The organism is Tsukamurella sp. 8F (assembly GCF_029167375.1).
GTDB lineage: Bacteria > Actinomycetota > Actinomycetes > Mycobacteriales > Mycobacteriaceae > Tsukamurella.
Genome location: NZ_JARFTP010000005.1, coordinates 145,215 through 170,336, shown reverse-complemented (window position 1 = coordinate 170,336; position 25,122 = coordinate 145,215). Strand labels below are relative to the sequence as shown.

Genomic DNA, 25,122 nt, shown 5'->3' with positions numbered 1-25,122 from the left:
GGTATCAGCAGCGCTCGGCCTGGGCCGAGACCGGGATCGTCAGATGCCAGCGTTGCAACGCCGGATCGACGTACGCGACGGTGTTATCGCGATCCGTCGGACCGTCGTGTAGAACCCCCAAGGCGCACACGCTCCGATCCGGGTTCACAACGAAAAGCGCTGCGCCCGAGTCTCCGTCGACGGCATAGCCACCCCAGTGCAGCGTCTTGGTGTCCGCGTCCAACAGCGGACCACAGACGGCTCCGGCCCGCGCGCCCAGCATGCAGACCGGCGTCCCCCGCGGTAGTCCCGCGACCTCCCGCGGTGCGAGGACGCCGGCGATCGGGTGGCCTGCCACCGACGTCCCCCAGCGCTCGGGTGGGGTGTCGGCAGGCAGGAACGCGGCTGCTGCGTCGACCATGGTTCCGTCGTGCAGCGTGTCGTCCTCATGCAGCACGTAGGGGCCGAGGTCCATGCGGCCGCGGGCGCCGCCATCGGTGTAGACCCATGTCGCCCCGCCCAATCCGCCCGAACAGTGCCCAGCAGTGAGATAACCGCGGTGCCCGTCGGATGCGGTGACGGGCCATCCGATAGTGCAGTCGCTCGGAGCCCCTGCTGTGGCGTCGACGATGGTCAGACCGGGCCGGAGACCACCGTCGGGCGTCCACGTGAACGCAGCCGGGTGGCCGCCGGCACTGTCGGGCAGCGACACGAAACGCCCTGTGACCGCTGGCGGCACGGGGCTACACCCGGCCGTCAGCACTGCAGCGGCGAACACCGCCAGCGCCCTGCCGGCCATCGGACTCCGATCGTCGTCGATCAGCGCAGCGTAGGCCCCGTTCCTGTGCGTCTCCTCCGTGCCTAACGGTCGGTCAGCTTCCAGACGGCACCCTCACCCTGGTGCCGCCAGAACTCCGCGAATCGGCCACTCGCCGCGAGTAGAGCGTCTGGGGTGCCGGTTTCGACGACTCGGCCGCCGTCGAGGACGATTACGCGGTCCACCCGTCGGATACCCGCACGGCGATGGGCGACGACGACCCGGGTACGGGGAACGTCGTCGGCCGACAGGGCGTCGACCACCGCACGCTCGTTCTCGTTGTCGAGCGCACTCGTGGCCTCGTCGATCAGCAGGACGGGGGCGGGCTTGAGCAGCGCGCGGGCGATGCCCACTCGCTGCCGTTCGCCGCCGGACAGGGCCGAGCCACCCTCTCCCGCTTCGGTCTTCAGACCATTCGGCAGGCGCGCGGTGATCTCGTCTACACGGGCCAGCCGCGTGGCCGCGGCGACGCTCCGCGCATCCGCCTCCGGGCACCCCGCGAGGACGTTCTCCTGCACCGAACCCGCCATGAGATACGGCTCCTGGAACACGACGCTCACGAGAGCCCGCCGGGCCTCGAGATCCATTGTGGCGACATCGGTCCCGTCTACCAGAATCCTGCCCGCGGTCGGCTCGTAGAGCCCTGCGATAAGCCCGAGCACGGTGCTCTTACCGGAACCCGACGCCCCGATGATCGCCGTCGCCGTTCCCGGCTCGAGGACGAGGTCGAGATCGGCGAGCACGGGATGGTCGGGGTCTCCGTAGTCGAACCCGACCCGTTGGAACTCGATCCGCGGAGCCTGAGACACCTCCGTACCCACGTCACCCGACGACAGGGTGGGGGCGTCCAGAACCGCGCCGATCCGGCGCAGAGTCAGCCGCGTGGTCTCGAGGCCGGGAGCGAGTTCGCCCAGCGCCGTGAAGGGTTCGAGGTAGCGCACCGCTACGACGATGAGCGCCACGGCCTCCGGGGCGGACAGGCCACCGTCGACGGTGAGCCACGCTGCCGTCCCCGCCAACGCGAACAACGCGATCTGGCTGGCGATGCTGAACAGAAGCTGACCCGGGATCTGCATCAGCAACAGGCGCACCGTCGCGCCGTGCTGGCGAGACAGCGCGTCCCCGACGAGGCTGCGCTCCGGTTCGACGCGCCGCGACACCCGCAGTGCGTGTTGAGTACGCGCGAACTCGACGATGCGCTCGGTGAGACGGGCATTCGCCTCGTCCGCCACATGATCGGCGCGGCGCGTCATCGCACCGGTCGCCCATAGCGCACCCAGCAACAGCGGGACACCGAGTAGCGCAACAACAGCCAGCTGCCACGCGACGAAGAACAGCGCTACGCCGATCACGATGGGCAGTAGCACCGTGCTGACCAATGGCACCACCAGATACACGACGACGCCCACGAGGTCCGGGCCGGTCGCGGCGACGGCCTGCCTCGCGGTCGCGGTGTTCTCGGCGCCGAACCAGGTCAGCCGGATCCGAGACAACCGTTCGGCGACACTGTGCTGGGCATGATCGAGCACGCCGAAACCGAGCTCGAATGCGTAACGTGAGCCGAGATAGTCCACCAGCCACCCGATCACGGTGGCGACGGTCAGCGCGACAAGCCATATCCCGGCACGCCCGTGTTCTCGCTGCACGAGCGCGGCGACGAGGGGGACGAGCGTCACGACCCCGACGGCCCGGACGACCACCGATACGACGGCGAGTGCGAAGAAGCGGCGGACGTCGGCCGAGCGCTCAGGCGGAAGCAGGGCGAATAGAGTGCGGATCATCGGTCGGCTCCTGCAGTCTCGTCGCTGACACTACGGACATCGGCCGAGCGCCACAGTTCGGCGTACCGACCACCGGCATCCAGCAGTCTGGAGTGCGTACCGGATTCGACGATCCGGCCTTCCTCGAGCACCACGATGGAATCGACGTCGACGATGGTGTGCAGCCGGTGCGCGATCACCAACACCGTGCGGTCACGCGCGAGCCGACTGAGTGACTGCTGAACCAGGTATTCGGACTCCGGGTCGGCGAAGGCGGTGGCCTCGTCGAGCACCAGGATGGGAGCGTCGGCCAGCAGGGCCCGCGCGATCGTGAGGCGTTGACGCTCACCGCCGGACAGTGCCGCATCAGGCCCGAGAACGGTGTCGTAGCCGTGCGGCATCCGCTCGATGCGTTCGTGGATGTTCGCCGCCCGCGCCGCCGCCTCGATACGCTCGCGCCCGGCGTCGGGCACCGCGAGCGCGATGTTCTCGGCGACCGTGGCGTGCACGAGTTGGGTCTGCTGCAGCACGAATCCCAGCCGCGTGTACAGCTCCTCGGCGCTCATCTCGCGCACGTCGCACCCGCCGATCCGGATAGCCCCGGAGTCGACGTCGTGGAATCGGGCGAGCAGCGCCGCCAGCGTCGACTTGCCCGAGCCCGACGGCCCGACGAGCGCAGTGACCGTCCCCGGTTCGAGGGTCAGCGACACTTCGTGCAGGACCGGCACATCGGGTCGATAGCCGAACGTCACGCGCTCGAAATCGACCCGATCGGCCGGCACGTCCCGGACCGCCGGCGACGGTGCTGTCGTCGCGAGTTCCGGCTCGTCCAGCGCGTTCTGGATGTCGCGCGCGGCGACCATCCCGCCTCGCAGACCGCTCAGCCCGTAGCCGATCCCCAGCAGTCGAGCACCGAAGGTGGTGCCCAGCAAGAGGAACGGCAACAGGTCGACAGGGTCGGTCCAGTCGAGAACCACGAACAGCGTACCGACTGCCGCGATGAGCCACAGGAACGTGGTCGGCCGGGTCGTGAGGTCCATGATCGTCTTGGCGCGTATGAAAGGGCGCTGCCAGTCGTTGAGAAACCCTATGTAGCCGTCCAGGTCGCGCCGGAACCGCGACGCCATGACGCCACCGAATACGCGGATGACCGGTTGCGCTTCGAGATATGCACCGGCTTCGCCGTTCATCCGGTCCGCCCACACCTGCGCCTGCGGAATACGCGGACCGGAGATCACCATCATGCGGGCCATCGTGAACACGTAGCCCAGCACGGGCACGAGCAGGAACAGCGCGATGCCCCAGTCGACGGTGAAGAGGTAGACCAGCACCGCGACGGGCGCTACCACGGCGGCCACCGCGTCTACGACGGCGTGGGTGACCAGATAGTGCAGCGCGAGCGGCCCGTCCTGCACCAGCCCCTTCACAGAACCCGCTGTGCGGGTGGTGAACCAGCCGAGTGGCAGCCGCGCGAGTTTTGCGAGGAGCCGCTGTCGCAGGCCGCGCGAGAAGGCTCCGTCGACCCCGTGCAGCCAGAGCTGCAGCAGCGCCTCGGCCACCGCGCTCACGCCGAGCAGAACGATAGCCAGAACGCCGACGGACCACAGCCGCGTACCGGCGGCGCCGCCCAGGAGGCGGCGACCCAGTTCCACGAGGAGGACGAACGGCGCAAGCCCCAGCAGCGTCACCAGCACCTGCAGGATCCCGGCGACGATCAGCTTCCCCTTGAGCGGCGCCAACAGTCGCCCTGCCGCGGCAGCACGCCAACGCCCCTGCACCGGTTCCGGTTCCGACGATGCAGCTGAGGGCGCGGGTGCCATGGGCGCGGCTGCCGGCTCGATGGTCTCGACGAGTGGGGCACCGTCGGCGGCCGGGTCCCGCTCTGTGCCCATGGACTTCCCCTGCGACCAGTAGGCCCGCGCGTGGATCTCCCCCTTGGGGAAGCCGAACTCCTTGAGCCGCTTACGGAGCGCCTTCAGGGTGCCCGTCTCCGGCCCGCCCCACACGGACCAGTTGGACCAGTCGCGGTTCTCCAGCGCCGAGGCCAGTGAGGACGCATCAGTACGGGCCACCCAGTGCAGCCGCATCCGCGGGTGGGGGGTCAGGGGGATGTCGCGGTCGGCAGGATCGTGCTGCTCGAGATAGACCTCCACGTCTACGTCGTCGGGAACGACCTCGAGGATCGTGCGGATCGCCGGTATCGACGCGGAGTCCCCGAGCAGGAGGTAGCCGGCCGGCCTGTCGGTGTCCGGCACCTCGAACGGAATCGAGCTCATGGACATCATCGACAGGGTGTCGCCCGGCGCCGCAGCGCGGGCCCATGTCGAGGCCGGGCCGGACGGCTCGTGCAAGACGAAATCAAGCGCGAAATCGCCGGTAGCGGGGTCGGACTCCGAGAACGTGTAACCGCGTTGGAACTCCTTCCCCTTCCCGTCTGGGAACCACCCGCGAATCCATGCGGTGGGACCTGCGACGGCGTCCTCGAAAAGGGTGTCCGAGTGGAATCGCACGCGTATGCAGTGTTCCGTCAGTGTGACGACCTCCAGGACGGTCCCGATGTGATCGCGCGCCCCGTAGGCGCGCATCACGGTTCCGCCGAATCCACGTGCGGCCATCCCGCCCCCGATCCTCGACTCGCTGTAGGCGCCACCCCTCAGGCCCGGCGCGACTTAGAGGATAGGGTAGCCTCTCTTCTCTATCCACCCCGTATGAGAGTTCGGCCACACACACGAGTCGGCCGCAGTCCCACACGGCGTTCGGTTCTGCGTAGAACCCTCGGCCGCCGGATATCGGTGGAGGACATCGCCGTCACACGTGAGCGGCACGGCCCAGCAACTCGACGCCGGTGCGGATCTGCGACTCGGTGACGTCGGCGTAGCCGAGGATCATGCCGGGTCGCGCCGCCGCACGATCGGCGAAGCAGCGTGCCAGCGGGTCGACCCGCACGCGCAGCTCCGACGCCCGGCGGATCAGGGTGTCGACGGGGTAGCCGTCGGGAAACTCCAGGCTGAGCTGTACGCCGGCGGCGGCGCCGAGCACTGTCGCCTCGGGGAGGTGGCGCGAGAGCGCCTCGAGCATCGCGCGGCGCCGCTCCGCGTAACGCTTGCGCATCTGCCGCAGGTGCCGATCGTAGGATCCGGATTCGAGGAACTCCGCGAAAGCGATCTGGTCGAGCACCGAACTCCCATTGTCGGCAACGATCTTCGCAGTCCGCACAGGCTCGACGAGATCCGTGGGCAGCACCATCCACCCGATCCGCACACCCGGCGCGAGGGTCTTGCTGACCGAACCGAGGTACGCGACCCGGTCGGGAGAGATGCCCTGTAGCGCACCGACGGGAGCCCGATCGTAGCGATAGTCGGCGTCGTAGTCGTCTTCGATCACCAACCGACCCTCGCGGGCCCATCCACTCAATTCCGCTCGGCGCGAAGCGGAGAGCACCACGCCGGTAGGCGACTGATGCGACGGCGTCACCAGCACCGCCCGCGCGCCGCTCTCGGCCAACGCGCCGACGTCCAGGCCGGAACCGTCGACCGGGACCGGCAATGGGCGGGCGCCACTGTGCTCCAGCATCAGCCGGTGCGCCCAGAATCCGGGCTCCTCCATCGCGATCGGCCCCTCGACGCAGCGCGCGAGCAGCATCAACCCCTGTGTGACACCGGAACACAGCACGATCCGCTCGGGGTCCGTGTCCAACGCCCTTGTACGAGCGAGGTATTCGGCCAACGCGATCCGCGTACGCAGCAGGCCGTGCTGCTCCACATAGCCGAGCGCGCTCGACTCCGTCACGGAGAGTCCCTGCCGCAGGGCCTTCAGCCACGCCTGGCGCGGGAAGCCCGCGAGGTCCGGAACGCCCGGCGAGAAGTCGATGTCGACGCGGCCCCGCGTGGCCCGCGGACGAGGCGCCACCGAAGCCTCGACGGAGGTCACCCGGGTCCCGGATCCCTGAGTGCTTCGTAGGAAACCTTCCGCGACCAGCTGCCCGTAGGCGTCCACGACGAGGCGGCGGGAGACGCCGAGGTCGTGGGCGAGCACGCGTGTGGACGGCATCCTGCTGCCGGCGGCGAGACGGCCGTCCCGGATCGCCTCGCGCACACCGTCGGTCAGCTGCCGGTGCAGAGGGACCCGGCTGTTGCGGTCCAACTCGACGAGCAGCTCCGGCCCCGAAGTGGTACCCGATCGCGTCATAGAATCGGAGCTTATCCTGGATCCACCGACGGCTTGCGTGGAAGCGGACCTCGTCGAGCGCGTGCGCCCGCGAAGCCCTCGCGTCCGCACCCGACGGTGCGCGATCACCGTCGTCGGCGGCGACCTCGCCAAGGATCGCATCTCGAGGTACGTGAGATTCGATGCGCCGACGGCACATACGCGTGGCTTCCGGCTGGCCGATGAGACCATGACCGATAAGTCGATGGCGCCCGGGCACCCTCGGATGCAAGAGTCTTGGTGTGCTGACCGACGAGCAGGTGGAGACGTTCGTCCGCGATGGTTTCATCGCGGTGCGCCGGGCCTTCGCGCCCGAGATCGCGAGTGCAGCAAGGAACGTCCTGTGGGACGAGCTCGAACAGATGGGCGTCGAGCGCGATGCCCCCTCGACGTGGGACCGGCCGGTGATCCGCCTTGGCGAGCACGGCGAGGCCCCCTTCCGTGCCGCGGCGACCGCCCCTGCGCTAGCGCAGGCGGCCGACCGCCTCGTCGGGCCCGAGCGATGGGTGCCGCGGGTCTCGTTGGGCACCTTCCCCGTTCGCTTCCCATCGGAGGCGGAGCCGGGCGACGACGGCTGGCACGTCGATGCGAGTTTCCCCGGAGACGAGCCGGACGACTTTCTGCGCTGGAGGGTGAATGCGCACAGCAGGGGGCGTGCTCTGCTGATGCTGTTCTTGTTCTCCGACGTCGACATCGGCGACGCACCGACCCGGATCCGGGTGGGCTCGCATCGCCGCCTCGCCGGAATGCTGCAACGATACGGAGAGGAGGGTGCTGAGATCGGCGCGCTCGGCGCGGAGTACGCCGCAACATCGGACCTCCCGGAGGCTGCCGCAACCGGCCGCGCCGGCGACGTGTACCTGTGTCACCCGTTCCTGGTTCACGCCGCACAGCCGCTGCGCCCCGGCCCCGACCGCAGGCCGCGCTTCCTCGCCCAGCCGCCCCTGCTCGGCGCTCCCGCGGATCTCGCGCCCGACGGCGACCTCACTCCCGTCGCTCGCGCCATCGTCGCGGGGTGCCTCTGATCGCAGCCCGGCCTGGTCTCCGCGATGGGTGAAACTGCTGGGAGGTAAAGGATCCCGTACGCCGCAACAGCGCGGAACCATGACCACGACCCGCCATCACTCGTAGTGTCGGATGAGCTGGCGGCGATGGCGCCAGGCAGCCGGCGTCTCAAGGGACGTCGATCACTCTTCGAGGAGATCGTTCGATGGCACCTGACAACACGGCGGACCCCGACAACGCGGCGGTCCTGAAGGACGTCGCACGGGCGTGGAACTCGCAGGATATCGATTTGCTGACTTCGCTGTTCACGAAAGACTGCCGGTACCAGGATCTCGCACTGGGCGAGACCCACCGCGGGAGGTCCGGTGTGCGGACGTTCGCGGAGGGCGTCTACGAGACCATGCCCGATTTCTCCTTGGACTTCTCGGAGATCGATGCGTCGGAGCACTTCGGCGCAACCGCCTGGACGATCACCGCTACATGGCTCGGCGACTACGAAGGAGTCGACCGCACCGGGACGGTGGTGAAGTTCGCCGGGATCTCGCGGTACCGCTTCGCCGACGGACTGGTCTCGCTCAACGTCGACTGCTGGGATTCGGTACAGATGATCCGCCAGATGCGCGTCCTGCCTTCCGCCCTCACGACCATCGGGGGAGACCGATGACGGCTGAGGCGAAGCAGATCGGCGTCGGGTACGGCGGCAGCCTCCAGCCGTCGGCGTACGGTCCTCTGGCGGCGGCGCTCGACGCACACGGCTTCGACGTGATCACCGTGTTCGGTGATCTCATGATGCAACCGCCCGCGATGGTGATGCAGACGATGTGCGCAGCGACCGACCGCATCAGGCTCGGTTCGGGCTGTTACACGCCGTGGACCCGCCACCCCGTCGAGATCGCCGGCGAGATCGCATATCTCGACAACCTGTCCAACGGACGGATCTTCATGGGAATCGCCCGAGGCGCGTGGATGGATCAGCTTCACATCGATTCCACGAGGTCGATCGCCGCGATCCGGGACACACTCGGGGTGGTGAGCGCGGTTCTCGAAGCCGAGGGCGGTGGTTACCAGGGATCGGTCTACAGCATCGACGCCGGGACCGCGCCGCACTATCCGGTCCTCCGCAGAGCCGTACCGGTGATGGTCGGGACCTGGAGCCCACGACTCGCCCACCTCGCAGGTGAGGTCGCCGACCAGGTACAAGTCGGTGGTTCGGCCAATCCGCGCATGGTCCCCGTGATGGCGGGCCTCGTGGCTCCCGGCGAAGCCGCGGCGGGCCGCGCACCCGGTTCGGTCGACATCGTTCTCACGGCGATCACGGTGGTCGACGACGACCGTGACGCCGCACGCCGGCGGGCGCGGACCGAGGTGGCACTGTCGTTCCAGGTCATCGCCGGGCTCGATCGCACTCATTCGATCGAGCCGGGTCTGCTGGACCGCATGGAGGTGCTACTGCGACAACATCACTACGAAGAGGCGGGGCGGCTGATCCCGGAGGATGTTCTGGACGACTTCGCATTCTGCGGTACACCCGGTGACCTGGTGGATCACACAGCACAGATCTATGACGCCGGCGCGCGGAGAGTCGAGTTCTGTTCACCGCTGGGGCTGACACCGCAACGCGGTGTCGAACTGCTGGGCACGAAGGTCGTGCCGGAACTCAGACGGATGGGCTACCTCGCGTAGCCACCCGCGCACATCGCGCGGCCGATACCCTCTACGCCATGACCGAGCTGACGCCCGACGACGTCCGTGCCGTCCGATTCTCGAAGCCCCCGATCGGAAAGCGAGGCTACAACGAGACGGAGGTCGACGCGTTCCTCGAACTCGTCGAAGCGACCATGCGCGACCTGCACGATCGGCTGGCCCGCTACGAGCGGGGGTAGTCCCCGGTCGCGATCCAGTACCGTCGCGCGGGACCGTGCTCGGTCGCCCGGACCTCTTCGAAGACGCCGCCTGAGCGTTCGATCGTTCTGTGGTCTCGTGCCGCAGAGCGATGCCGCCGAATACTCGCCCGTCCTCCACGATCCACCTGTAAGTGACCCGATCCGACCCGGCCGACATGCGTTGCACCCACGCGGCGAAACCTTCCTCCGACTCGACCTCGTCGCTCGGCGTGAGCCCGAAGCCGTCCTCGTGGAGACCGGGTCCCCACTCCGCATGCGCCTCGAGCCAGGCACCGTGCAGTTCCGTCGTGGGCGCGACCAGCCGAGGCATGGCGCCAACCATAGCCCCCGGCGGCCAACGGGTAGTGTGATCTGCGGCCGTGACTGGCGCTGAGCAGGAGCACCTGCGGGGAGCGGCCTTTCGGAACATCCGTGCCGCGCGCCTGGGCGATCATCGGCCCAGGAGGTTCTATGTCCCACACCCCGACGGTCATGCGAGGATCCGATCTCGCGGCCGCCCTCAACGATGAAACCCGCACGCGTGCAATCGCTCTTCCGTTCACTCCGACGCTCGCGACCGTCCTCGTCGGCGACGACCCCGGCTCTCATAGGTACGTACAGATGAAACAGCGGAGGTGCGCCGACTACGGGCTCGCCTCCCGTCACGTGCACCTACCCGCTACGACGGCCACCGCGGAACTGGTGGACCTGCTCACGGGACTCGGACGAGACCCCGGCATCCACGGGGTCCTGCTGCAACACCCGCTTCCGGCGTCGATCGATGAGCGCGTAGCGTTCGATGCGATCCCCACCGCGAAGGACGTCGACGGGACATCGTCCGCATCGTTCGCCGCCGCGGCGCTCGACGAGCCCGGTCACCGCAGTTGCACGCCGGCCGGGATCATCCGGCTCCTCGACCACGACGGCATCACGCTTGCGGGCGCGGACGTAACGGTGGTCGGACGGTCGTCGATCCTAGGGAGGCCGCTCGCCGCGATGCTCACTACGCGAGACGCCACGGTGACCGTCTGCCACTCCCGCACCCGGGACCTCACCGCGCACGCCCGGCGCGCCGAAGTCCTGATCGTGGCCGCCGGGCGTCCCGGCCTCGTCGGCGCCGACATGGTGCGCCCGGGTGCGGCGGTCGTCGACGCCGGATTCACTCCCGGTGACGTGGCCCCCGATGTAGCCGGGGTGGCGGGTGCCCTCACGCCCGTACCGGGCGGAGTCGGGCCGATGACGATCGCGATGCTGCTCGCGCAGACGGTCGACGCAGCGGAGAAGCAGAGCAGATGAGCAGATCTGTCGGATCAGGACGTCCGCGTTCGTAGTAGGGGTGAGGCTCTCATGAGAGAGCGGAGCGCACGACACGAGGAGAACGCATCATGCAGTACCTGGTTTCAGTCATCGACGACAAGACCGATCCCGGGCGAACCGACCGGCAGCCCGCCATCAGCGAATTCAACGAACGGCTGATCGCCGATGGATACTGGGTCTTCGCGGGTGGTCTCGCGGAGACCGATTCCGCCACGGTGATCGATAACCGCGGCGAGCGGCCGGTCATCACCGACGGCCCGTTCGTGGAGTCGAAGGAGTACCTCGCCGGCGTGTGGATCTGGGAGGCGCCCGACCTGGACGTCGTCCTGCGGCTCGCAGCCGAGGCGTCGGAGGCCTGCGACCGCAAGATCGAGGTGCGCCCGTTCCGATGAACGACGTCGATGGCGCGGTGACCCGGGCCCTCCGCGACGAGTGGGCTCGGGTCGTCGCAAACCTCGCCAGGCGGTTCGGCGATCTGGACATCGCTGAGGAGGCCGCCGCCGAGGCCTACGCGACCGCCGTGGAACGGTGGCGCGACGACGGCGTTCCACCGAATCCCGGTGCCTGGCTCACCACCACTGCTACACGCAAAGCGATCGACCGCATCCGTCGTGAGAGTAAGCGCGACGACAGACACAAGGAGGCGGCACGGCTCGTGTACGACGATTGCCCGCCGGACACCCTCGGCGTCGTCGATGACGATCGGCTCCGGCTGATCTTCACCTGCTGTCACCCGGCGCTGGCAATGCCCGCGCGGCTCGCACTGACGTTGCGCATGGTCGGCGGTCTGACAGTACCCGAGATCGCCAGGGCATTCCTCGTGACCGAAAGCACTATGGGACAGCGGATAACCCGCGCCAAGGCGAAGGTCAGGGCGGCGCGCATCCCCTACCGCGTACCGTCCGCCGAAGATCTCCCGGCCCGCATCGACGGTGTGCTGGTCGTCCTCTTCCTCGTCTTCAACGAGGGCTACCTGGCTACCGGGCGGGACACCACGCCGCTTCGTCGGGACCTCACCGGCGAGGCGATCCGGCTCACTCGCCTGGTTCGCGAGCTCCTGCCCGACGACGGTGAGGCGGCCGGGCTGCTCGCCCTGATGCTTCTCATCGAGGCCCGCCGCGACGCGCGCGTCTCGGCCGGGGGCGAGCTGGTCGCCCTCGATGAACAGGACCGCGGTGCGTGGGATCGTGCGCTCATCGCCGAGGGTCACGCCCTTGTGCGCGAGCGACTCGACAGCGCCGAGCCGCCCGGGCGTTATCAGGTCCTGGCGGCGATCAACGCCGTGCACACGTCCGCGCGCGATGGCCGCGACACCGACTGGTCGCAGATCGTCGCCCTCTATGACCGCCTCATCCGCCTCGACACCTCCCCCGTGGTCGCATTGAACCGGGCCGTCGCCGTGGCCGAGACCGACGGTGCCGATGCGGCTTTGACCATCGTCGACGGGCTGGCCGAGCCCCTCGCGGACTATCACGCGTACCACGCCACGCGCGCCGAGCTGTTGCGCCGTCTGGGTCGCAACGGCGAGGCCCGCGCCGCTTATGACCTCGCCATCAGGACTGCTGGCAACACCGCCGAGACCACCCACCTCACCCGGCGCCGCGACCAGCTCCGCACGGACGGGCGCGCATGACGGCACCGTCGACGAGTCCGTGATGAATACGCGTATCCGCAGTGGGAGGATCGAACGATGTCGCCTTCTTCTTCCGCCTCGACGACTGCCGCAGCCGAGGACCGACTCGCGCGTACCGCGGTCACAGTGTTCCCACTGCTCGTGCTGGCAGCGGGCGTCGCCGGGTATCTGACGCCGTCGACGTTCAAGCCGCTCGCACCTGATGTGCCGTATCTGCTGGGCGTCATCATGTTCTGCATGGGGCTCACCCTGACCCCGCCCGACTTCGCGTCGGTACTCAGGCGCCCCTGGGCCGTCGCGCTCGGCCTCCTCGCGCACTACATCATCATGCCCGGGGCGGGATGGCTCATCGCGCATGGGCTGGGCCTCTCTCCGGAACTCGCGGTCGGTGTGATCCTCGTGGGGTGTGCGCCATCGGGCACCGCCTCGAACGTCATGGCATATCTGGCGAAGGGTGACGTCGCGCTGTCGGTGGCGGTGGCCAGTGTGTCGACATTGATCGCGCCGATCGTCACGCCGCTTCTGGTGCTCCTCCTCGCAGGCTCGTATCTCCCGATCGACGCCGGTTCGATGGTGATAGATATCGTGAAAACGGTGCTGGCGCCGGTGATCCTCGGCGTCCTGGTCCGCGTGTTCTTGAGGCGCCTGGTGGCCCGAACGCTGCCCATCCTGCCGTGGGCGTCGGCCGTGGTGATCGCATTGATCGTCGCGATCGTAGTGGCGGGCAGCGCCGACAAGATAGCGGCGGCGGGCGGCATCGTGTTCCTCGCCGTGGTGCTGCACAACGGGTTCGGTCTGGGTCTCGGCTACCTGGCCGGAAGACTGGGCGGCCTCGACGACAAGGCCCGGCGTGCACTGGCTTTCGAGGTCGGTATGCAGAACTCCGGCCTTGCCGCAACTCTGGCCACGGCACACTTCTCCCCGCTGGCAGCGCTTCCTTCCGCCGTTTTCTCACTGTGGCACAACGTCTCCGGGGCCGTCGTCGCTGCCTGGCTGGCGCGACGGCCTCTCCGCGATCCGGGAAAGCCCGCAAATGCCTCCCGGTAGCTGCATACCGCTCATCGTCGTCGATGCCGCCAACGTCGTGGGGTCGACGCCCAACGGTTGGTGGCGCGACCGTCGCGGCTTCACCGAGCGGCTGCGCGATCGCCTCGCCGGACTCGCCGAGTATGGAATCGAATCCACCGGCACGCCTGTCGAAGTGGTCATGGTGGTGGAGGGACAGGCCTCCGGTGTCGAGCCGAGCGATACCGTCGCGACCGTGAGCGCCCGTGGTTCCGGCGACGATCGCATCGTCCAACTGGTCGCCGAGAACTCGGGGCGACGATGCGTGGTCGTGACCGCCGACCGCGGATTACGCAGCCGCGTGACCGCCCTGGGCGCCGAGGTGATCGGACCATCGGCGCTCCGCTAGGAGCGGCAGCCAGGTCACGGGCCGGACTCTCCGTGCGTCCGATCCGCCTCGGCGCCGAACATGCGGCGCGAGACGTCCTCCTGCGCCAGTCGGCGCAGTGCGGCGAAGAGCGCGTCACCGACGACGGTCGCCACTATCACCCCCTCGGCCAGCTCATCGACGTTGCGCGTCCGACCCACGCGTGCGACCTCCGTCTGCGCGACGGTGGCCGCCGCGTCGGCGTAGACGTCGAGCAGGTCGATCAGGTGCTCATGGCCCAGTCGGTGCAGGGTCGCGACGATGTCCGTCAGCATCGCCTGCGACGGGTTCGTATTCTTCACGGACCAACCGTGCCTATCGACTAGGGCCGCGACCTCCTCGTCGGCCCGGCCCCAGGCCTCGTCGTGCGTGCGGTCACGTTCGCTGTCACGCGCGAGTGCGTACTGGGCTTTCCCCATCGCGGAGTGTGCGGACAACCCCGGAGTGTCGATCTGTTCGAGGAGGCTCTTGGTAGCGGCCACCGACAGATTGCCGACGTCGAGCAGGGCGCGGATGAGCCGCAATCGCCGGACGTGGCTCTCGTCGTAGACCGCCTGATTGGGACTCGTGCGCCGACCTGGGAACAAGAGCCCCTCGCGCAAGTAGTACTTGATCGTCGGCACCGAGGTGTCGGTCCGCGTCGAGAGCTCGGCGATGCGCATATCTTCCTTCCGGCTTCGCATTCGGGGGCTTGCATTCCGACGGAACTGATAGTAACACTATCCGTAACAGATAGTCTCACTATCCGTATTCGACCGACAGAGAGCCCACGATGTTCGAAGCACTCGGCAGATTCACGACACGCAGACGTTGGTGGGTCCTCATCGGCACCCTCGTCTTCATGAGCTTCGCCGCGACATGGGGAACAGGAGTATTCGGATCATTCTCCAGCGGAGCAGGTTTCGATGATCCACACAGCGATTCGGCCCGGGCGGACGCCCTACTGGAAGGACCGTTGCACCGTTACGCCCCCGACGTGGTCGTCCTGTACAGCAGCCCGGACAAGACTATCGACGACCCGTCGTACGCACGCGCTGTACAACAGGCGGTGTCGTCGATCCCGGCGGGCGCGGCCGAATCGATCGCCAGCTTCTGGAGCACCCATGACCCGGCATTCGTATCAGGCGACCGGCACGCCACTTACGTGACCGTACGGATGCCCGCGCACGACGACCAGGGACGGGTCTCCCAGTTCAAGACGATCCGCGATGCCCTACGCGCAGACGGCCTGCAGACGAGGTTCGGCGGCGTCACGCCGATGACCGAGCAGGTCAACCGCCTCACCAACCGGGATATTGCAGTCGCCGAGTCGATTTCGATACCCCTGCTGCTGATCTTCCTGCTGTTCGTCTTCCGGAGCGCCGTCGCGGCGATCGTCCCGCTGGCGATCGGCGGCGTCGTTACACTCGGTTCCTTCGCTGTGCTGCGCGTCATCACATCGTTCGTAGACATCTCCACCTTCGCGATCAACGTCGTCACCATGCTGGGGCTCGGCCTGGCCATCGACTACAGCCTTCTCATGGTCACCCGATTTCGCGAGGAACTCGCCGGCGGTGCGTCGATCGACGACGCCGTTGCACGCACGACCGCCACAGCCGGCCGCACCATCGCCTATGCCGGCGTCACAGTTGCCGCCGTGATCGCATGTCTACTCGTCTACCCATCGAGATTCCTTGTATCGGTGGGATATTCCGGCGTCGTGGTGGTCCTGAGCGCAGTGATCGGATCGTTGACGGCGCTTCCGGCGATCCTGCGATTCGCAGGACACAGGATCAACGCTCTCCGTCTGCCATCACTCGGGATCCACAACCCTTCGCCGGCGACCAGACGGCGTGGCCGCGGCGGCTGGTATCGGGTCGCGACGGCCGTGATGCGCAGACCTGTCCTGGCGACCGTCGGCATCGTGATCGTTCTGCTCATGCTCGGTTCGCCCATCCTCGGCGCGAACTGGGCTCGGCCCGCCGAGTGGGTCCTTCCCGCCGGTTCCGATGCGCGCGTAGTCACCTCGACCCTCGACCATGCATTCGCGCAGAACCCCATCAAGGTCGCCACCGTCGTCGTCGACGGCCGCGGCACGCACCTCGCCCCACAGGATCTGGACGACTACGCCCGAGATGTGGCGGCCGTGCCAGGCGTGAGCGGCACCTCGATCGCGCCGGCCGACGGCGGCCCCGGCGATCTGGCAAGGGTGGTGGTGCGCTACCGGATGGACGCGATGTCGCGCGAAGCGCGAGACATGGTGCACGACGTTCGCGCAGTGCCTCCGCCGCCGGGAGCCGAGACGCTGATGACGAACATGCCCGCATCGCGCGTCGACATGGTGCACATGGTCGAATCCCGCTTGCCGGCCATGGGCGTCGCGGTGCTGGTGGTCTCGTTCGTGCTGATGTTCCTCGCCTTCGGCTCGGTGATACTGCCCCTCAAGTCCGTGCTGTTCAACCTGTTGTCCCTATCGGCCTCGTTCGGCGCGATCAAACTGATCTTCCAGGACGGCTGGCTGTCGGGGCCGCTCCATTTCCTGCCTATCGGGGCGGTCGACGTGAACTTCCCCGTCCTCATCGTTGCGATCGCCTTCGGGCTCGCGATGGACTACGAGGTCTTCCTCCTGTCCCGGATCAGAGAGCAATGGGAGCGCACCGGCAGCGTCGACGAATCCATCGCGCTAGGCGTCGACCGCACGGCGGGTGTCATAACCAGCGCAGCAATGCTTTTCGTGCTCGTGGTGTTCGGGTTCCTGTTCTCCGGCATCGTATTCATGAAGATGATCGGCGTGGGCCTCGTCATAGCGGTTGCTGTGGACGCGACCATCGTTCGGGGCCTATTGGTACCGGCGACCATGAAGCTGCTCGGCCGGCATGCCTGGTGGTCGCCTCCGGTGCTGGCTCGATGGTGGGCACGGCGGAACCGTCGGGACCGTCCGGGTGTGGCGGCATGACCAGCGGTCGGCGCGCCATCGAGGTCGGTACCTTCGCGATCGGCTCTGTCGCGGCAGCGGTCTGGGCTGTCGGAATGGTAGTGACGATGATCATCGACGGGCATTGGGTTCCGGCGATGGTGTGGGGCTGCTACGACGCGACGATCGTGGCGTCACTCGCGGGCTGCGCGCACGCGGTCGCCACGGACCGGACCAATCGTCGCAGGCGGCTACTGATCGCGCTGGCCCTATTGCTCTGCGTCGACGCATTATTGGATGTGGCGACGTCGAGCGCGGCGTACCGAACGACCGCGATCGGTATGGCTCTCGGATTGGAACTGCCTACCGCGACCGCCTGTCTCGCATTGACGAGACTCGCGTCCGCTCGGCCCTTTCGACCACGTCGGTCGGCCTTACCGTAGGCACGCAGGAGATATTCGGTGAACGATTGCGGACGATCCCGCGTAGCCGAGACAGGCTGCGATAAGGGCGAATTTGGTGAGCGCGGCGCGGCGGGCAAGCGGCGCGCAGGATCGGTGACCGTCGAGCGTGCTCAGCAGTGCCACTCCCTCGACGGCATCGCACGCGACCGCGGCCGCCACCAGTGCCTGCACCGAGGTCCCATGGCCCAGCCGACGCCGCGCACGCCCGAGCAGTAGCGCGGTGAGCGCGCCGTAGGACGCCATATACCCGAAGTCCAGCCGCAGGGACAGTCTCGCCAACCGTCTGCCGTCCTCGCCCCACTGCGCCAGGACGGTAGGTGCATCGTCGCCGGCCAGCTCGAATCCGATGATCCCCGGCCCGCCCGTGCGCTGTAGTCGCCGATCGATCTCCAACATGACCATCGAGTAGCCGCCGAAGACCACGGCCACGCTCCGCAACATGCGAATCCTCCTCAGTGTCGATCACTGCCCGAATACCCATTGGCCACTGCTCCGATACCGATCGATCGTGGCAGCCCATCTGCACGGCCAAGACTCAGTGGGGCTTCGTCCGAAGTCCCGACAGGAGAGCGAAGAGAACCGTCTCGACCTCTGCGGCGGCCTGATCGGGATCCGGCCGCGCGGCGATGATGAGAATCGCGCTGCAGTAGACGGAGATCAACAGGTCGGCGGCAGCGTCGACGGGCACGGACGTGGCTTCCCCCGTGGTCACCGCCTCTGCGAGCCCGGCCCGGATCAGTGGCAGCGACATCTCCTCATCGATCCGGTGGACCCGATCCCAGCCGAGCACGCCGATCGCCTGGCCGAGAAGGGCACGCGCCTCGGTGTCCGAGACGTAGCCGCGGAGGAACGCACGCGTCGCGAACTCGACCCGTTCCCACGCGGTGGTATCGGTCGGCATATCCGCCACAGATGCCTGCAGGATAGCTGCCTGGCTGTCGCGGAAGACATCGGCGAAGATCTGCTGCTTGTCCCGGAAGTGGTGGTAGACGGCTCCGTTACTGGATTCCGAGGCCCGCGCGATGTCGTCGATGGACGTGGCATCGAATCCCTTGGTGGCAAACAGTGTTCGCGCTGCGTCCAGCATCGCCGCACGGGTCAGAGCCTTGCTGATGTCGCGACGACGGGGCTTGACCTCATTCATGAGGGGGAGCATACTCGCCGACCATCAATCGTTTACAGAGCAAGACTCTGCAAACGACGCCGACGAGGACTCCAGCGCCCAGACCTGCTCGCCGCGGTGCTGCTACGCACGGGCACGGATTCCACTGCGGAGCAGCGAGTGTCGGCTACCCGATGATGATCGCTTTGGCCTTGCGCCAGAATCCGTCGGTCTCGGCGACCTTCGATCGCCAGCGCCGGTGGTACTCCGTGCGGGCCTCGGCTGACCGAGCCGCCCCGTGCGCCGCAGCGACACCCCCGAGCCCACCACCCGACAGCAGGCCGTACGCCGTCAGGTCCGCTTTGCGGACCTCCCCCGGCTTCGAATCCCGCGGCCGCCCGCCCCGCCGCTCCGCTCCCGACTCGTCCGACATTCTTCGACCTCCTCCGTCGACCGTCTCAGTGTGCCACCGCCCGGCCGGACAGGCTGTCCATCGGCGCCGACACGATGGTGGCTCCATCGACCGCGATAGGCCGACCAGCCGGCGCGGGTCACCCGGAGCCGGCGGCTCGATTCGTCAGCAGGTCGTAGATCGGGCGGGAACGGAGGGCGAGCGCGACCAATAGGGCGACGGCACAGGCCCCGAGCATGGGTGGCAGCTGATTCGTCGTTCCGGTGAGCTCGGTCGCGAGGATGAGGCCGGTAACGGGTGCGTGGACGCTCGCGGTGAAGAACGCGGCCATGCCGATCAGGGCGAGCGCCGCGGGATCGGGCGCGGTATGGGGTGCGACATGTGTCGCGACGAGCCCGACGATCAGGCCGATGTCGGCGCCGAGGACGAGCATCGGTGCGAACAGGCCGCCCGGCGTGGACGCGGCATAGGAGACCACACCGAAGGCGAATCTGAGCGCCAGAGCTCCGATCACAGCCCAGACTGTGCCGTGTCCGAGAAGCGCGCTCTGCGTCAGGTTGTCGCCGCTGCCGGCGAGATCGGGCGCACACCAGACGAGCACCCCTACCCCCGCGCCGATAGCAGCGGCGCGGACCTCCGTCGGCAGGCGGCTCGTGTCGGCTACGTGCAGGCCGAACATGATCCCCTTGTTGTAGAGCACGCCGAGCACGCCTGCCGCGAGGCCGACGGCGAGCACCCAGCCTGCGTTCGTCATGTGCGGATCATGAAGGTGCGGCATGTGGAAATCGGTTTCGGAGCCGGTGAACGGGTAGGCGGCCGCGAAACCGGACGCGGATGCCACCAGGGTCGCGATCGTGGTCCGCGGGTCGAACCGCTTCACGAGCTCCTCCAACACGAACACGCCTCCCGCGATCGGGGCGTTGAACGCGGTCGCCAGCCCGGCTGCGGCGCCACCCGCGGCCAGGATTCGCAGATCGGCGAGGGGACGGCGGGTCGCACCGGCGACGATTACCGCGATCGTTCCACCCATCTGCACCGAGGGGCCTTCGCGGCCGAGAGCCAATCCCGAGCCGATCGAGAGCAGGCCGCCCACGTACTTGATCGGGAGGACCCGGAACCGACCGGGCTCGGCGCGCCCGGCCACTACGGCCTCGACACGCGGGATGCCACTGCCCTCGGCATGTGGCTCCAGCCGACGGACCAGACCTGCCGCGCAGGTGGCACACAGGGTGCAGACGAGCACCATGACGATCAGCCCCCACCAGCTCCCATGCGACCATGCCGCGAGCGCATTGCGCCACGTCGCGGCGTGGTCGAGCAGGATCCGAAAGCTGGCGGCCGCCAGCCCGGTCAGTGCGCCGACAACGGCTGCGGCCAAAACGAATCCGATGAGACTCTCGGCGCCCTCACCCTCGTCGTCGACGGGACGCAGGGTCGGCATCTGCCACCCGGTGAAGACACTGCGCAGTAGCCGCCCCGCTCGATCCGATCGAATGTCCACCCTGTATCTGTACCGCGCGACAAGGTCTCACGCGCACCTGGGGCCGCACACCGTCTATGCAGAGGGCCGACGCACGTCACTGATACCGCACGAGATCAGGGCCGGACATGTACCGATTCGCATCGAACGCGTGGCGACGGCCCCCCACGACCGGCGGTCATCTCGGCCCCGGCAGCCAGGCGTAATTCGCGGTGCGGGAGCCGTACTTGGCGTAGCGGTTGATCGATTCCTTGCTCATGGCGCCGATGCGACCGGAGATGAAGATGCGCCTAGGTGTGTCGTCGCGACGGCACGCCTGTAGCAGCCCCTTACGCCGTCCTAAGCTGAGTGCCTGTCCCGCATATCCCATCGAGAATCCTTTGATACTACGGCCTTTGGTCATTCGTATCAGCGTCTTGGCCGCATGCGCGCCTTGGGGAGTGGCTGTGGCGCAGGCGAATCGTGCGCCGGGGACCGCTGCGCAGTCACCGACGACGAAGATTCGTGGGTCGGTGACGCTGCGGAGGTGTTCGTCGACCACGGCGCGGCCGTGTGTATCGACCTGCAAGCCGCTGCGCGCTGCCAGTTCCGGCACACTGGCCACGATGGCCCACAGAACGAGGTCCGAGGGGACTTCGACCCCCGACTGCAGAACAACCGCGCCACCGAACGATGTTCCGGCTGTGCGTATCTCGCGGACCACATCCTCGACTACCTGTATGTTCATCTGCTCGAGGTCGGCACGAACACGCCGTTGCGCGCCCGGCGACAACGTAGCGGCGAGTGTGGCGGCCACGATCCGGATCTGTAGGTCCGGGCGCGCCTCTGCGATCTCGGTCGCGGTCTCGATTCCCGTAGGGCCGCCACCGATAACGGTGACCACCGCGTCGGCGGGCAGGTCGAGCAACCGGGCCCGAGCCAGCTGCGCACCCTCGAAGGTGCCGACGGCGACGGCACCGGGCAGCGGTGTGACCGTGCTACCGACGGCGACGATCAGGTGGTCGAACCCGAGACTCGTGCCGTCGTCGAGGCTGACTTCGCCATCGCCGATCTTGTCGACGGAGCCCACATGCACATCGATGCCCTCACACAGCATGTCAGCCAATGGCGTTGTCGCGGATCCACTTCCGGCGATCTGCTGGTGCAGCCGTACTCGCTCGACGAATTCGGCGCGCGGGTTGACCACGATGATCTGTGCATCGTCGAGCTTCTTCGCCAGTCGGTTCGCTGCAATGGTCCCGGCATAACCGGCACCCACGACCACTACTCTCATGACCACTCCTAATACGTTGTTGACGCTCGGCTACATCGACGCCAGACACGGGGATATCCGGCGGTGGTGTCTCAGGTTCCACGTAGAACGGTTTCGGCGACGTCCTCCAGTCCTGCGCGGACGATCATCGGGTCCAGGCCGCCGACGGACGCCGAACGCAACAGCCCCAGGTAGCTGTAATAGAGGACCCGAGCCACCGCGGGCGCTCGATCGCCCAGCCCCGCAGCGCGGACGACCTGCTCGAACTCGCCCGTCAGCGCGACCGCCAAATCGCCGAACACCGCGGTGTCGTGGGTTCCGCGCGCGAGGATGGCACCGTATTCGCGGGCGAGCGCCGCGTTGGAGGAGAACAACTCCAGGAAGGGCTGCACCACGTCGCCGATGCCGCGAACCGGATCGTCCGCCGGCTCCAGACCGGCTGCCGCGCGCTTCTCGTGGACGTCGCCGATCCACCGATCGAATGCGATCAGTAGCAGCGAATCCTTATCGCCGACCGCCATCACACTCCCGACGCTCACCCCGGCGGTTTCGGCGATCCTCCGGATCGTCGTCGCTTGGAAGCCGTGCTCCGTGAACAAGCGCTGCGCGGTGTCGATGATCCGTGCCCGGGTCTGCTCGCGCTGCCTGTCGCGACTTGACTGAACCTGTTCATCGAACATGTTCAGTGACGCTAGTGGCACGCGGAGGGCCGTGTCAAGGTCGCAGGGGCGGCGAGGTCGTACCCCCGATCCCGGAAGGTGACAGCAGTCTGCAGAGCGAGGAGTCCGCCGATGCCGTACCCCCCCCCACACAACAGCGACGGGCCTTCCGATCACGTCGGGGCGAGCGGCAAGGTAGTCGAGATACGTTGCCCCGTCGGCTACGCAGCCGGGTACATCAATACCGCCACGCGGACTGTCCCGTCCGGCGGAGCGGCGATGACAGCATCGCAGGTGCCATCGGTCATCGCGATCTGAATGTCTTTGACAGGCATAGCTTCTCCCTGGTCGTTTCGTGGTCTTGGAACGTCCCGGTGGAGGGAGGAGCCCGAGCATCTGCGAGCAGAGACGAGCGCCTCCGCGCTCGTCTGACGATCACCGGCCCGACGGGTCACCGATCCGTGGGTGGCGCAGCACCGACCCGTCAGTCACGCGACGGCAGCGGATTCGCGGTGGTCGATGGGCCCTGCGGGCTCAAGGGACAAGAATGCCACCCGGTACCAGGCGTCTTAGTCGACGAACAGGTCGTCGAGGTGCTGGTCGATCGCTGCGAGTGCGGCGTCGGGGTTGACGACTCCCAGCTCGAGCAGGGGAGTCAGTCCGGTGAGCGCGAGCACCCGGTCCGTTTCGGTCGACGGTGTGCGGTCGGCTGCGATCCGCTCGTCGGCGATCGCCTGCCGGATGAGTTCCTCGATCTGCGCGCGACCTTGCAGCATCCCGTCCCGTGTGCGGGCGCGGATGGCGTCGTCGTGTAGCGCCTCGAGGACGTAGGCAGCGCTCATCCGGCTGGTGGCACGCGAGTCCTCGTGCAGGGGCAGCATCTCGACCAGCGTGAGCCGCAGGACATCGCGCGGGTGTGGATCGGCGCCGAGGCGCGCCAGTCCCCGCGTCACGCGCATCGATGTCTGTTCGGCGGCGAAGTCCATGGCGAAGGTGAGCAGTTCCCGCCGGGAGGCGAAGTAGTGCTGCAGCTGGCCGTGCGACATCCCGGCCTCCCTCGCCACCTCGCGCAGGCTCAGCCGCAGGACGCCGCGCTGATCCACCACGCGCCACAGCGCGCGCGCGATGTCCTCACGTCGCTCCCGGTGATCGACCTGTTTCGGCATCGGCACCCCTCTCCGATCTTTCCAATACAGTTGAAATAATACAACTGGCTGATAACCTCGGCCAGACGACACGCCACAGGGAGGTCACCGCTATGCGCGAACAACCGAGGGTCCGCACCCTTGAGGGGGTCGTGGAGGGTCGGCATGTCCGAGGCAATGCGGTCTTCCGCGGGATCCCCTACGCGCAGCCGCCCGTCGGCGAGCTGCGCTTCGCGGCCCCGCAGCCGGTCCCCCACTGGGACGGCGTGCGGCCCGCGAGTGACTTCGGTCCGCCGCCGCCGCAATCCGGGCCCACACAGGCGGAGGCGTCGGACGACACGAACTGGCTCACAGTCAACGTGTGCACGCCGGATCCCGACCGGCACGAGCTGCCCGTCCTGGTGTGGCTCTGCTGTGGCGGCTACATGGCGGGAACCGCAGCGGACCCGATGTTCGACCCCACCGCACTCGCGACCGAGGGCGTCGTGGTCGTCAGCGTCCAGTGCCGGATGGGCGCCGAGGGATTCGCCCTGCTGGACGGCGCACCCTCGAACCGGGGGCTGCTCGACCAGATCGCCGCGCTCGAGTGGATCCGGCGGAACATCGCCGCGTTCGGCGGCGACCCCGACGCCGTCACCATCGCCGGCACATCGGGCGGCGCAGGATCGGTCGCCGCTCTGCTCACGATCCCGCGGGCGCGTGCCCTGTTCCGGCGGGCCATCGCGCATTCGGCCCCCGGTCTCCACATCACCCCGGCGTTGGCGGCGCAGGTCACCGCCGCGCTCGCCGAACGCCTCGGTGTCGCGTCCACGGCGGCGGGGTTCACCGAGGTGCCGCCCCAGCGACTCGCCGACGAGGTCACCGCGCTCTGCGTCGACTCCCCCGCGCACCGGGAACAGTGGGGCCGCCTCGCCCGCATCGGGATCGTCGTCTGCCCGGTCATCGACGGTGACCTCCTGCGCGTGACGCCCTGGACCGCACTGGAGACGGGGCGAGCCGCGGGCGTAGACCTGCTCGTCGGGCACATGCGGGACGAGTTCCGGCTGTTCAGCGTCATGATGGGCGTCCGCGGCACCTTCACCGAGAAGGACGCGGCGACGGCATTGGAGGTGTTCGCGCCCGGCGACCCAGCCCAGTACCGCGCCGCGTATCCGGATGCGACCGCGGAGCAGATGGTGGAGACCGTCTATTCCGACGCCACCTTCCGCATGCCCTCGGTGCTGCTCGCCGAGGCGAACACCGCCGCCGGCGGCGCCTCGTACCTGTTCGAGATCCAATGGGCCACCGAGGTCTACGGCGCCTGCCACAGCATCGACGTCCCGCTCGCCTTCGGGACGCTCGACAGCCCCACGGGCATCCTGTTCTTCGGCGAGAACCCGCCACACGCGATACACGCCGTGTCCCGCGAACTGCTACAGGCGTGGATACGGTTCTGCACCACCGGCGATCCGGGCTGGCCCCGCTACGACGGGGACGGCCGGGCCACCCGGATCCTCGACACCCCGTCGACGACAGCGCCGTATCCGGAGGAGCGATCGCGCCGGCTCTGGCACGGCCGTCCGCCCGCACCGTTCGCTCCCGCATGAACGGGCTACCACCATCTCCGCCCCACACGCACTACGAGCGACGCCTCGATCGACCCCGCTGGGTCCTCTACTGGACCACGGCGATCGATTTCGGTGG

The 25,122-nt window shown here is 67.9% G+C and carries 25 protein-coding genes and 1 riboswitch; of the genes, 13 read left to right on the top strand and 12 right to left on the bottom strand.

What is annotated here, in order from left to right:
• Positions 1–4: 4 nt before the first annotated feature.
• The 4 genes from P0W64_RS05880 to P0W64_RS05865 form a co-directional block, all read right to left on the bottom strand.
• Entirely contained in the window at positions 5–778 is a 774-nt protein-coding gene (locus P0W64_RS05880; RefSeq protein ID WP_275479134.1) for a hypothetical protein, read from the bottom strand.
• A gap of 62 nt (positions 779–840) precedes the next feature.
• Positions 841–2,577 carry an ATP-binding cassette domain-containing protein gene (locus P0W64_RS05875; RefSeq protein WP_275479133.1) on the bottom strand — a complete coding sequence of 579 codons (1,737 nt, stop codon included), beginning with the start codon at positions 2,575–2,577 and terminating at the stop codon, positions 841–843.
• Complete coding sequence (locus P0W64_RS05870) at positions 2,574–5,171, bottom strand: ATP-binding cassette domain-containing protein (RefSeq protein WP_275479132.1); 2,598 nt, start codon at positions 5,169–5,171, stop codon at positions 2,574–2,576. The genes P0W64_RS05875 and P0W64_RS05870 overlap by 4 nt, the downstream gene beginning before the upstream one ends.
• A 193-nt stretch (positions 5,172–5,364) precedes the next feature.
• Positions 5,365–6,744, bottom strand: coding sequence for a PLP-dependent aminotransferase family protein (locus P0W64_RS05865; protein WP_275479131.1), 1,380 nt, complete (start codon positions 6,742–6,744; stop codon positions 5,365–5,367).
• Between the two features lie 260 nt (positions 6,745–7,004).
• Between P0W64_RS05865 and P0W64_RS05860 the strand changes: the two genes are divergently transcribed.
• The 9 genes from P0W64_RS05860 (at position 7,005) to P0W64_RS05820 (ending at position 14,014) form a co-directional block, all read left to right on the top strand.
• Positions 7,005–7,787 carry a phytanoyl-CoA dioxygenase family protein gene (locus P0W64_RS05860; RefSeq protein ID WP_275479130.1) on the top strand — a complete coding sequence of 261 codons (783 nt, stop codon included), beginning with the start codon at positions 7,005–7,007 and terminating at the stop codon, positions 7,785–7,787.
• A gap of 185 nt (positions 7,788–7,972) precedes the next feature.
• The gene (locus P0W64_RS05855) at positions 7,973–8,431 is read left to right on the top strand and encodes an ester cyclase (RefSeq protein ID WP_275479129.1); all 459 of its coding nucleotides are present in this window, start codon (positions 7,973–7,975) and stop codon (positions 8,429–8,431) included.
• Positions 8,428–9,450, top strand: coding sequence for an LLM class flavin-dependent oxidoreductase (locus P0W64_RS05850; RefSeq protein WP_275479128.1), 1,023 nt, complete (start codon positions 8,428–8,430; stop codon positions 9,448–9,450). The genes P0W64_RS05855 and P0W64_RS05850 overlap by 4 nt, the downstream gene beginning before the upstream one ends.
• 38 nt (positions 9,451–9,488) lie before the next feature.
• On the top strand, positions 9,489–9,650 hold the full coding sequence (locus tag P0W64_RS05845; protein WP_275479127.1) for a DivIVA domain-containing protein: 162 nt from the start codon (positions 9,489–9,491) through the stop codon (positions 9,648–9,650).
• 370 nt (positions 9,651–10,020) lie between these two features.
• Positions 10,021–10,106: riboswitch (ZMP/ZTP riboswitch) on the top strand.
• A 15-nt stretch (positions 10,107–10,121) separates the two neighbouring features.
• On the top strand, positions 10,122–10,946 hold the full coding sequence (locus tag P0W64_RS05840) for a bifunctional 5,10-methylenetetrahydrofolate dehydrogenase/5,10-methenyltetrahydrofolate cyclohydrolase (protein ID WP_275479126.1): 825 nt from the start codon (positions 10,122–10,124) through the stop codon (positions 10,944–10,946).
• A gap of 89 nt (positions 10,947–11,035) precedes the next feature.
• Positions 11,036–11,359, top strand: coding sequence for a YciI family protein (locus P0W64_RS05835; RefSeq protein ID WP_275479125.1), 324 nt, complete (start codon positions 11,036–11,038; stop codon positions 11,357–11,359).
• A complete protein-coding gene (locus P0W64_RS05830; RefSeq protein ID WP_275479124.1) occupies positions 11,356–12,600 on the top strand; it encodes a DUF6596 domain-containing protein in 1,245 nt (414 codons plus the stop codon). The genes P0W64_RS05835 and P0W64_RS05830 overlap by 4 nt, the downstream gene beginning before the upstream one ends.
• A 57-nt stretch (positions 12,601–12,657) precedes the next feature.
• On the top strand, positions 12,658–13,647 hold the full coding sequence (locus P0W64_RS05825; protein ID WP_275479123.1) for a bile acid:sodium symporter family protein: 990 nt from the start codon (positions 12,658–12,660) through the stop codon (positions 13,645–13,647).
• Positions 13,634–14,014, top strand: a complete 381-nt coding sequence (locus P0W64_RS05820; protein WP_275479122.1) for a hypothetical protein — start codon at positions 13,634–13,636, stop codon at positions 14,012–14,014. Before P0W64_RS05825 ends, P0W64_RS05820 begins: the two co-directional genes overlap by 14 nt.
• 14 nt (positions 14,015–14,028) lie before the next feature.
• Here the strand turns inward: P0W64_RS05820 and P0W64_RS05815 are convergent, their stop codons facing one another.
• Positions 14,029–14,694 (bottom strand): MerR family transcriptional regulator, encoded by a 666-nt coding sequence (locus P0W64_RS05815; protein ID WP_275479121.1) that lies wholly within the window; start codon positions 14,692–14,694, stop codon positions 14,029–14,031.
• Positions 14,695–14,804: 110 nt separating this feature from the next.
• Here P0W64_RS05815 and P0W64_RS05810 point away from each other — a divergent pair, with 110 nt between their 5' ends.
• Both P0W64_RS05810 and P0W64_RS05805 read left to right on the top strand, forming a co-directional pair.
• A complete protein-coding gene (locus tag P0W64_RS05810) occupies positions 14,805–16,967 on the top strand; it encodes an MMPL family transporter (RefSeq protein ID WP_275479120.1) in 2,163 nt (720 codons plus the stop codon).
• Entirely contained in the window at positions 16,964–17,368 is a 405-nt protein-coding gene (locus P0W64_RS05805; RefSeq protein WP_275479119.1) for a hypothetical protein, read from the top strand. The genes P0W64_RS05810 and P0W64_RS05805 overlap by 4 nt, the downstream gene beginning before the upstream one ends.
• On the opposite strand, the gene P0W64_RS05800 is transcribed toward P0W64_RS05805, so the two are convergent.
• The 6 genes from P0W64_RS05800 to P0W64_RS05775 all read right to left on the bottom strand — a co-directional run bounded on the left by P0W64_RS05800 (position 17,360) and on the right by P0W64_RS05775 (position 22,315).
• Positions 17,360–17,830, bottom strand: coding sequence for a hypothetical protein (locus P0W64_RS05800; protein ID WP_275479118.1), 471 nt, complete (start codon positions 17,828–17,830; stop codon positions 17,360–17,362). The two genes, P0W64_RS05805 and P0W64_RS05800, sit on opposite strands and share 9 nt — an antisense overlap.
• Positions 17,831–17,924: 94 nt before the next feature.
• Positions 17,925–18,533, bottom strand: coding sequence for a TetR/AcrR family transcriptional regulator (locus tag P0W64_RS05795; RefSeq protein ID WP_275479117.1), 609 nt, complete (start codon positions 18,531–18,533; stop codon positions 17,925–17,927).
• 145 nt (positions 18,534–18,678) lie between these two features.
• The gene (locus P0W64_RS05790; RefSeq protein WP_275479116.1) at positions 18,679–18,924 is read right to left on the bottom strand and encodes a hypothetical protein; all 246 of its coding nucleotides are present in this window, start codon (positions 18,922–18,924) and stop codon (positions 18,679–18,681) included.
• Between the two features lie 118 nt (positions 18,925–19,042).
• Positions 19,043–20,404 carry a ClC family H(+)/Cl(-) exchange transporter gene (locus P0W64_RS05785; protein WP_275479115.1) on the bottom strand — a complete coding sequence of 454 codons (1,362 nt, stop codon included), beginning with the start codon at positions 20,402–20,404 and terminating at the stop codon, positions 19,043–19,045.
• A gap of 157 nt (positions 20,405–20,561) precedes the next feature.
• The gene (locus P0W64_RS05780) at positions 20,562–21,656 is read right to left on the bottom strand and encodes an FAD-dependent oxidoreductase (protein WP_275479114.1); all 1,095 of its coding nucleotides are present in this window, start codon (positions 21,654–21,656) and stop codon (positions 20,562–20,564) included.
• 71 nt (positions 21,657–21,727) lie between these two features.
• A complete protein-coding gene (locus P0W64_RS05775) occupies positions 21,728–22,315 on the bottom strand; it encodes a TetR/AcrR family transcriptional regulator (protein ID WP_275479113.1) in 588 nt (195 codons plus the stop codon).
• Between the two features lie 111 nt (positions 22,316–22,426).
• Between P0W64_RS05775 and P0W64_RS05770 the strand changes: the two genes are divergently transcribed.
• Positions 22,427–22,612, top strand: a complete 186-nt coding sequence (locus P0W64_RS05770) for a hypothetical protein (RefSeq protein WP_275479112.1) — start codon at positions 22,427–22,429, stop codon at positions 22,610–22,612.
• Positions 22,613–22,863: 251 nt separating this feature from the next.
• Here P0W64_RS05770 and P0W64_RS05765 read toward each other — a convergent pair whose 3' ends face one another.
• The gene (locus tag P0W64_RS05765) at positions 22,864–23,460 is read right to left on the bottom strand and encodes a TetR/AcrR family transcriptional regulator (RefSeq protein ID WP_275479111.1); all 597 of its coding nucleotides are present in this window, start codon (positions 23,458–23,460) and stop codon (positions 22,864–22,866) included.
• 92 nt (positions 23,461–23,552) lie between these two features.
• On the opposite strand from P0W64_RS05765, the gene P0W64_RS05760 reads away from it, so the two are divergent.
• Positions 23,553–25,025: a carboxylesterase family protein gene (locus tag P0W64_RS05760; RefSeq protein ID WP_275479110.1), complete on the top strand. Its 1,473-nt coding sequence runs from the start codon at positions 23,553–23,555 to the stop codon at positions 25,023–25,025.
• Positions 25,026–25,122 lie beyond the last annotated feature (97 nt).

Excerpts from the sequence above, each read along its gene's own strand:
- P0W64_RS05880 (WP_275479134.1), bottom strand. The coding sequence starts at position 778 with ATGGCCGGCAGGGCGCTGGCGGTGTTCGCCGCTGCAGTGCTGACGGCC.
- P0W64_RS05875 (WP_275479133.1), bottom strand. The coding sequence starts at position 2,577 with ATGATCCGCACTCTATTCGCCCTGCTTCCGCCTGAGCGCTCGGCCGAC.
- P0W64_RS05870 (WP_275479132.1), bottom strand. The coding sequence starts at position 5,171 with ATGGCCGCACGTGGATTCGGCGGAACCGTGATGCGCGCCTACGGGGCG.
- P0W64_RS05865 (WP_275479131.1), bottom strand. The coding sequence starts at position 6,744 with ATGACGCGATCGGGTACCACTTCGGGGCCGGAGCTGCTCGTCGAGTTG.
- P0W64_RS05855 (WP_275479129.1), top strand. The coding sequence starts at position 7,973 with ATGGCACCTGACAACACGGCGGACCCCGACAACGCGGCGGTCCTGAAG.
- P0W64_RS05850 (WP_275479128.1), top strand. The coding sequence starts at position 8,428 with ATGACGGCTGAGGCGAAGCAGATCGGCGTCGGGTACGGCGGCAGCCTC.
- P0W64_RS05845 (WP_275479127.1), top strand. The coding sequence starts at position 9,489 with ATGACCGAGCTGACGCCCGACGACGTCCGTGCCGTCCGATTCTCGAAG.
- P0W64_RS05840 (WP_275479126.1), top strand. The coding sequence starts at position 10,122 with ATGTCCCACACCCCGACGGTCATGCGAGGATCCGATCTCGCGGCCGCC.
- P0W64_RS05835 (WP_275479125.1), top strand. The coding sequence starts at position 11,036 with ATGCAGTACCTGGTTTCAGTCATCGACGACAAGACCGATCCCGGGCGA.
- P0W64_RS05830 (WP_275479124.1), top strand. The coding sequence starts at position 11,356 with ATGAACGACGTCGATGGCGCGGTGACCCGGGCCCTCCGCGACGAGTGG.
- P0W64_RS05825 (WP_275479123.1), top strand. The coding sequence starts at position 12,658 with ATGTCGCCTTCTTCTTCCGCCTCGACGACTGCCGCAGCCGAGGACCGA.
- P0W64_RS05820 (WP_275479122.1), top strand. The coding sequence starts at position 13,634 with ATGCCTCCCGGTAGCTGCATACCGCTCATCGTCGTCGATGCCGCCAAC.
- P0W64_RS05815 (WP_275479121.1), bottom strand. The coding sequence starts at position 14,694 with ATGCGCATCGCCGAGCTCTCGACGCGGACCGACACCTCGGTGCCGACG.
- P0W64_RS05810 (WP_275479120.1), top strand. The coding sequence starts at position 14,805 with ATGTTCGAAGCACTCGGCAGATTCACGACACGCAGACGTTGGTGGGTC.
- P0W64_RS05805 (WP_275479119.1), top strand. The coding sequence starts at position 16,964 with ATGACCAGCGGTCGGCGCGCCATCGAGGTCGGTACCTTCGCGATCGGC.
- P0W64_RS05800 (WP_275479118.1), bottom strand. The coding sequence starts at position 17,830 with ATGTTGCGGAGCGTGGCCGTGGTCTTCGGCGGCTACTCGATGGTCATG.
- P0W64_RS05795 (WP_275479117.1), bottom strand. The coding sequence starts at position 18,533 with ATGAATGAGGTCAAGCCCCGTCGTCGCGACATCAGCAAGGCTCTGACC.
- P0W64_RS05790 (WP_275479116.1), bottom strand. The coding sequence starts at position 18,924 with ATGTCGGACGAGTCGGGAGCGGAGCGGCGGGGCGGGCGGCCGCGGGAT.
- P0W64_RS05780 (WP_275479114.1), bottom strand. The coding sequence starts at position 21,656 with ATGAGAGTAGTGGTCGTGGGTGCCGGTTATGCCGGGACCATTGCAGCG.
- P0W64_RS05775 (WP_275479113.1), bottom strand. The coding sequence starts at position 22,315 with ATGTTCGATGAACAGGTTCAGTCAAGTCGCGACAGGCAGCGCGAGCAG.
- P0W64_RS05770 (WP_275479112.1), top strand. The coding sequence starts at position 22,427 with ATGCCGTACCCCCCCCCACACAACAGCGACGGGCCTTCCGATCACGTC.
- P0W64_RS05765 (WP_275479111.1), bottom strand. The coding sequence starts at position 23,460 with ATGCCGAAACAGGTCGATCACCGGGAGCGACGTGAGGACATCGCGCGC.
- P0W64_RS05760 (WP_275479110.1), top strand. The coding sequence starts at position 23,553 with ATGCGCGAACAACCGAGGGTCCGCACCCTTGAGGGGGTCGTGGAGGGT.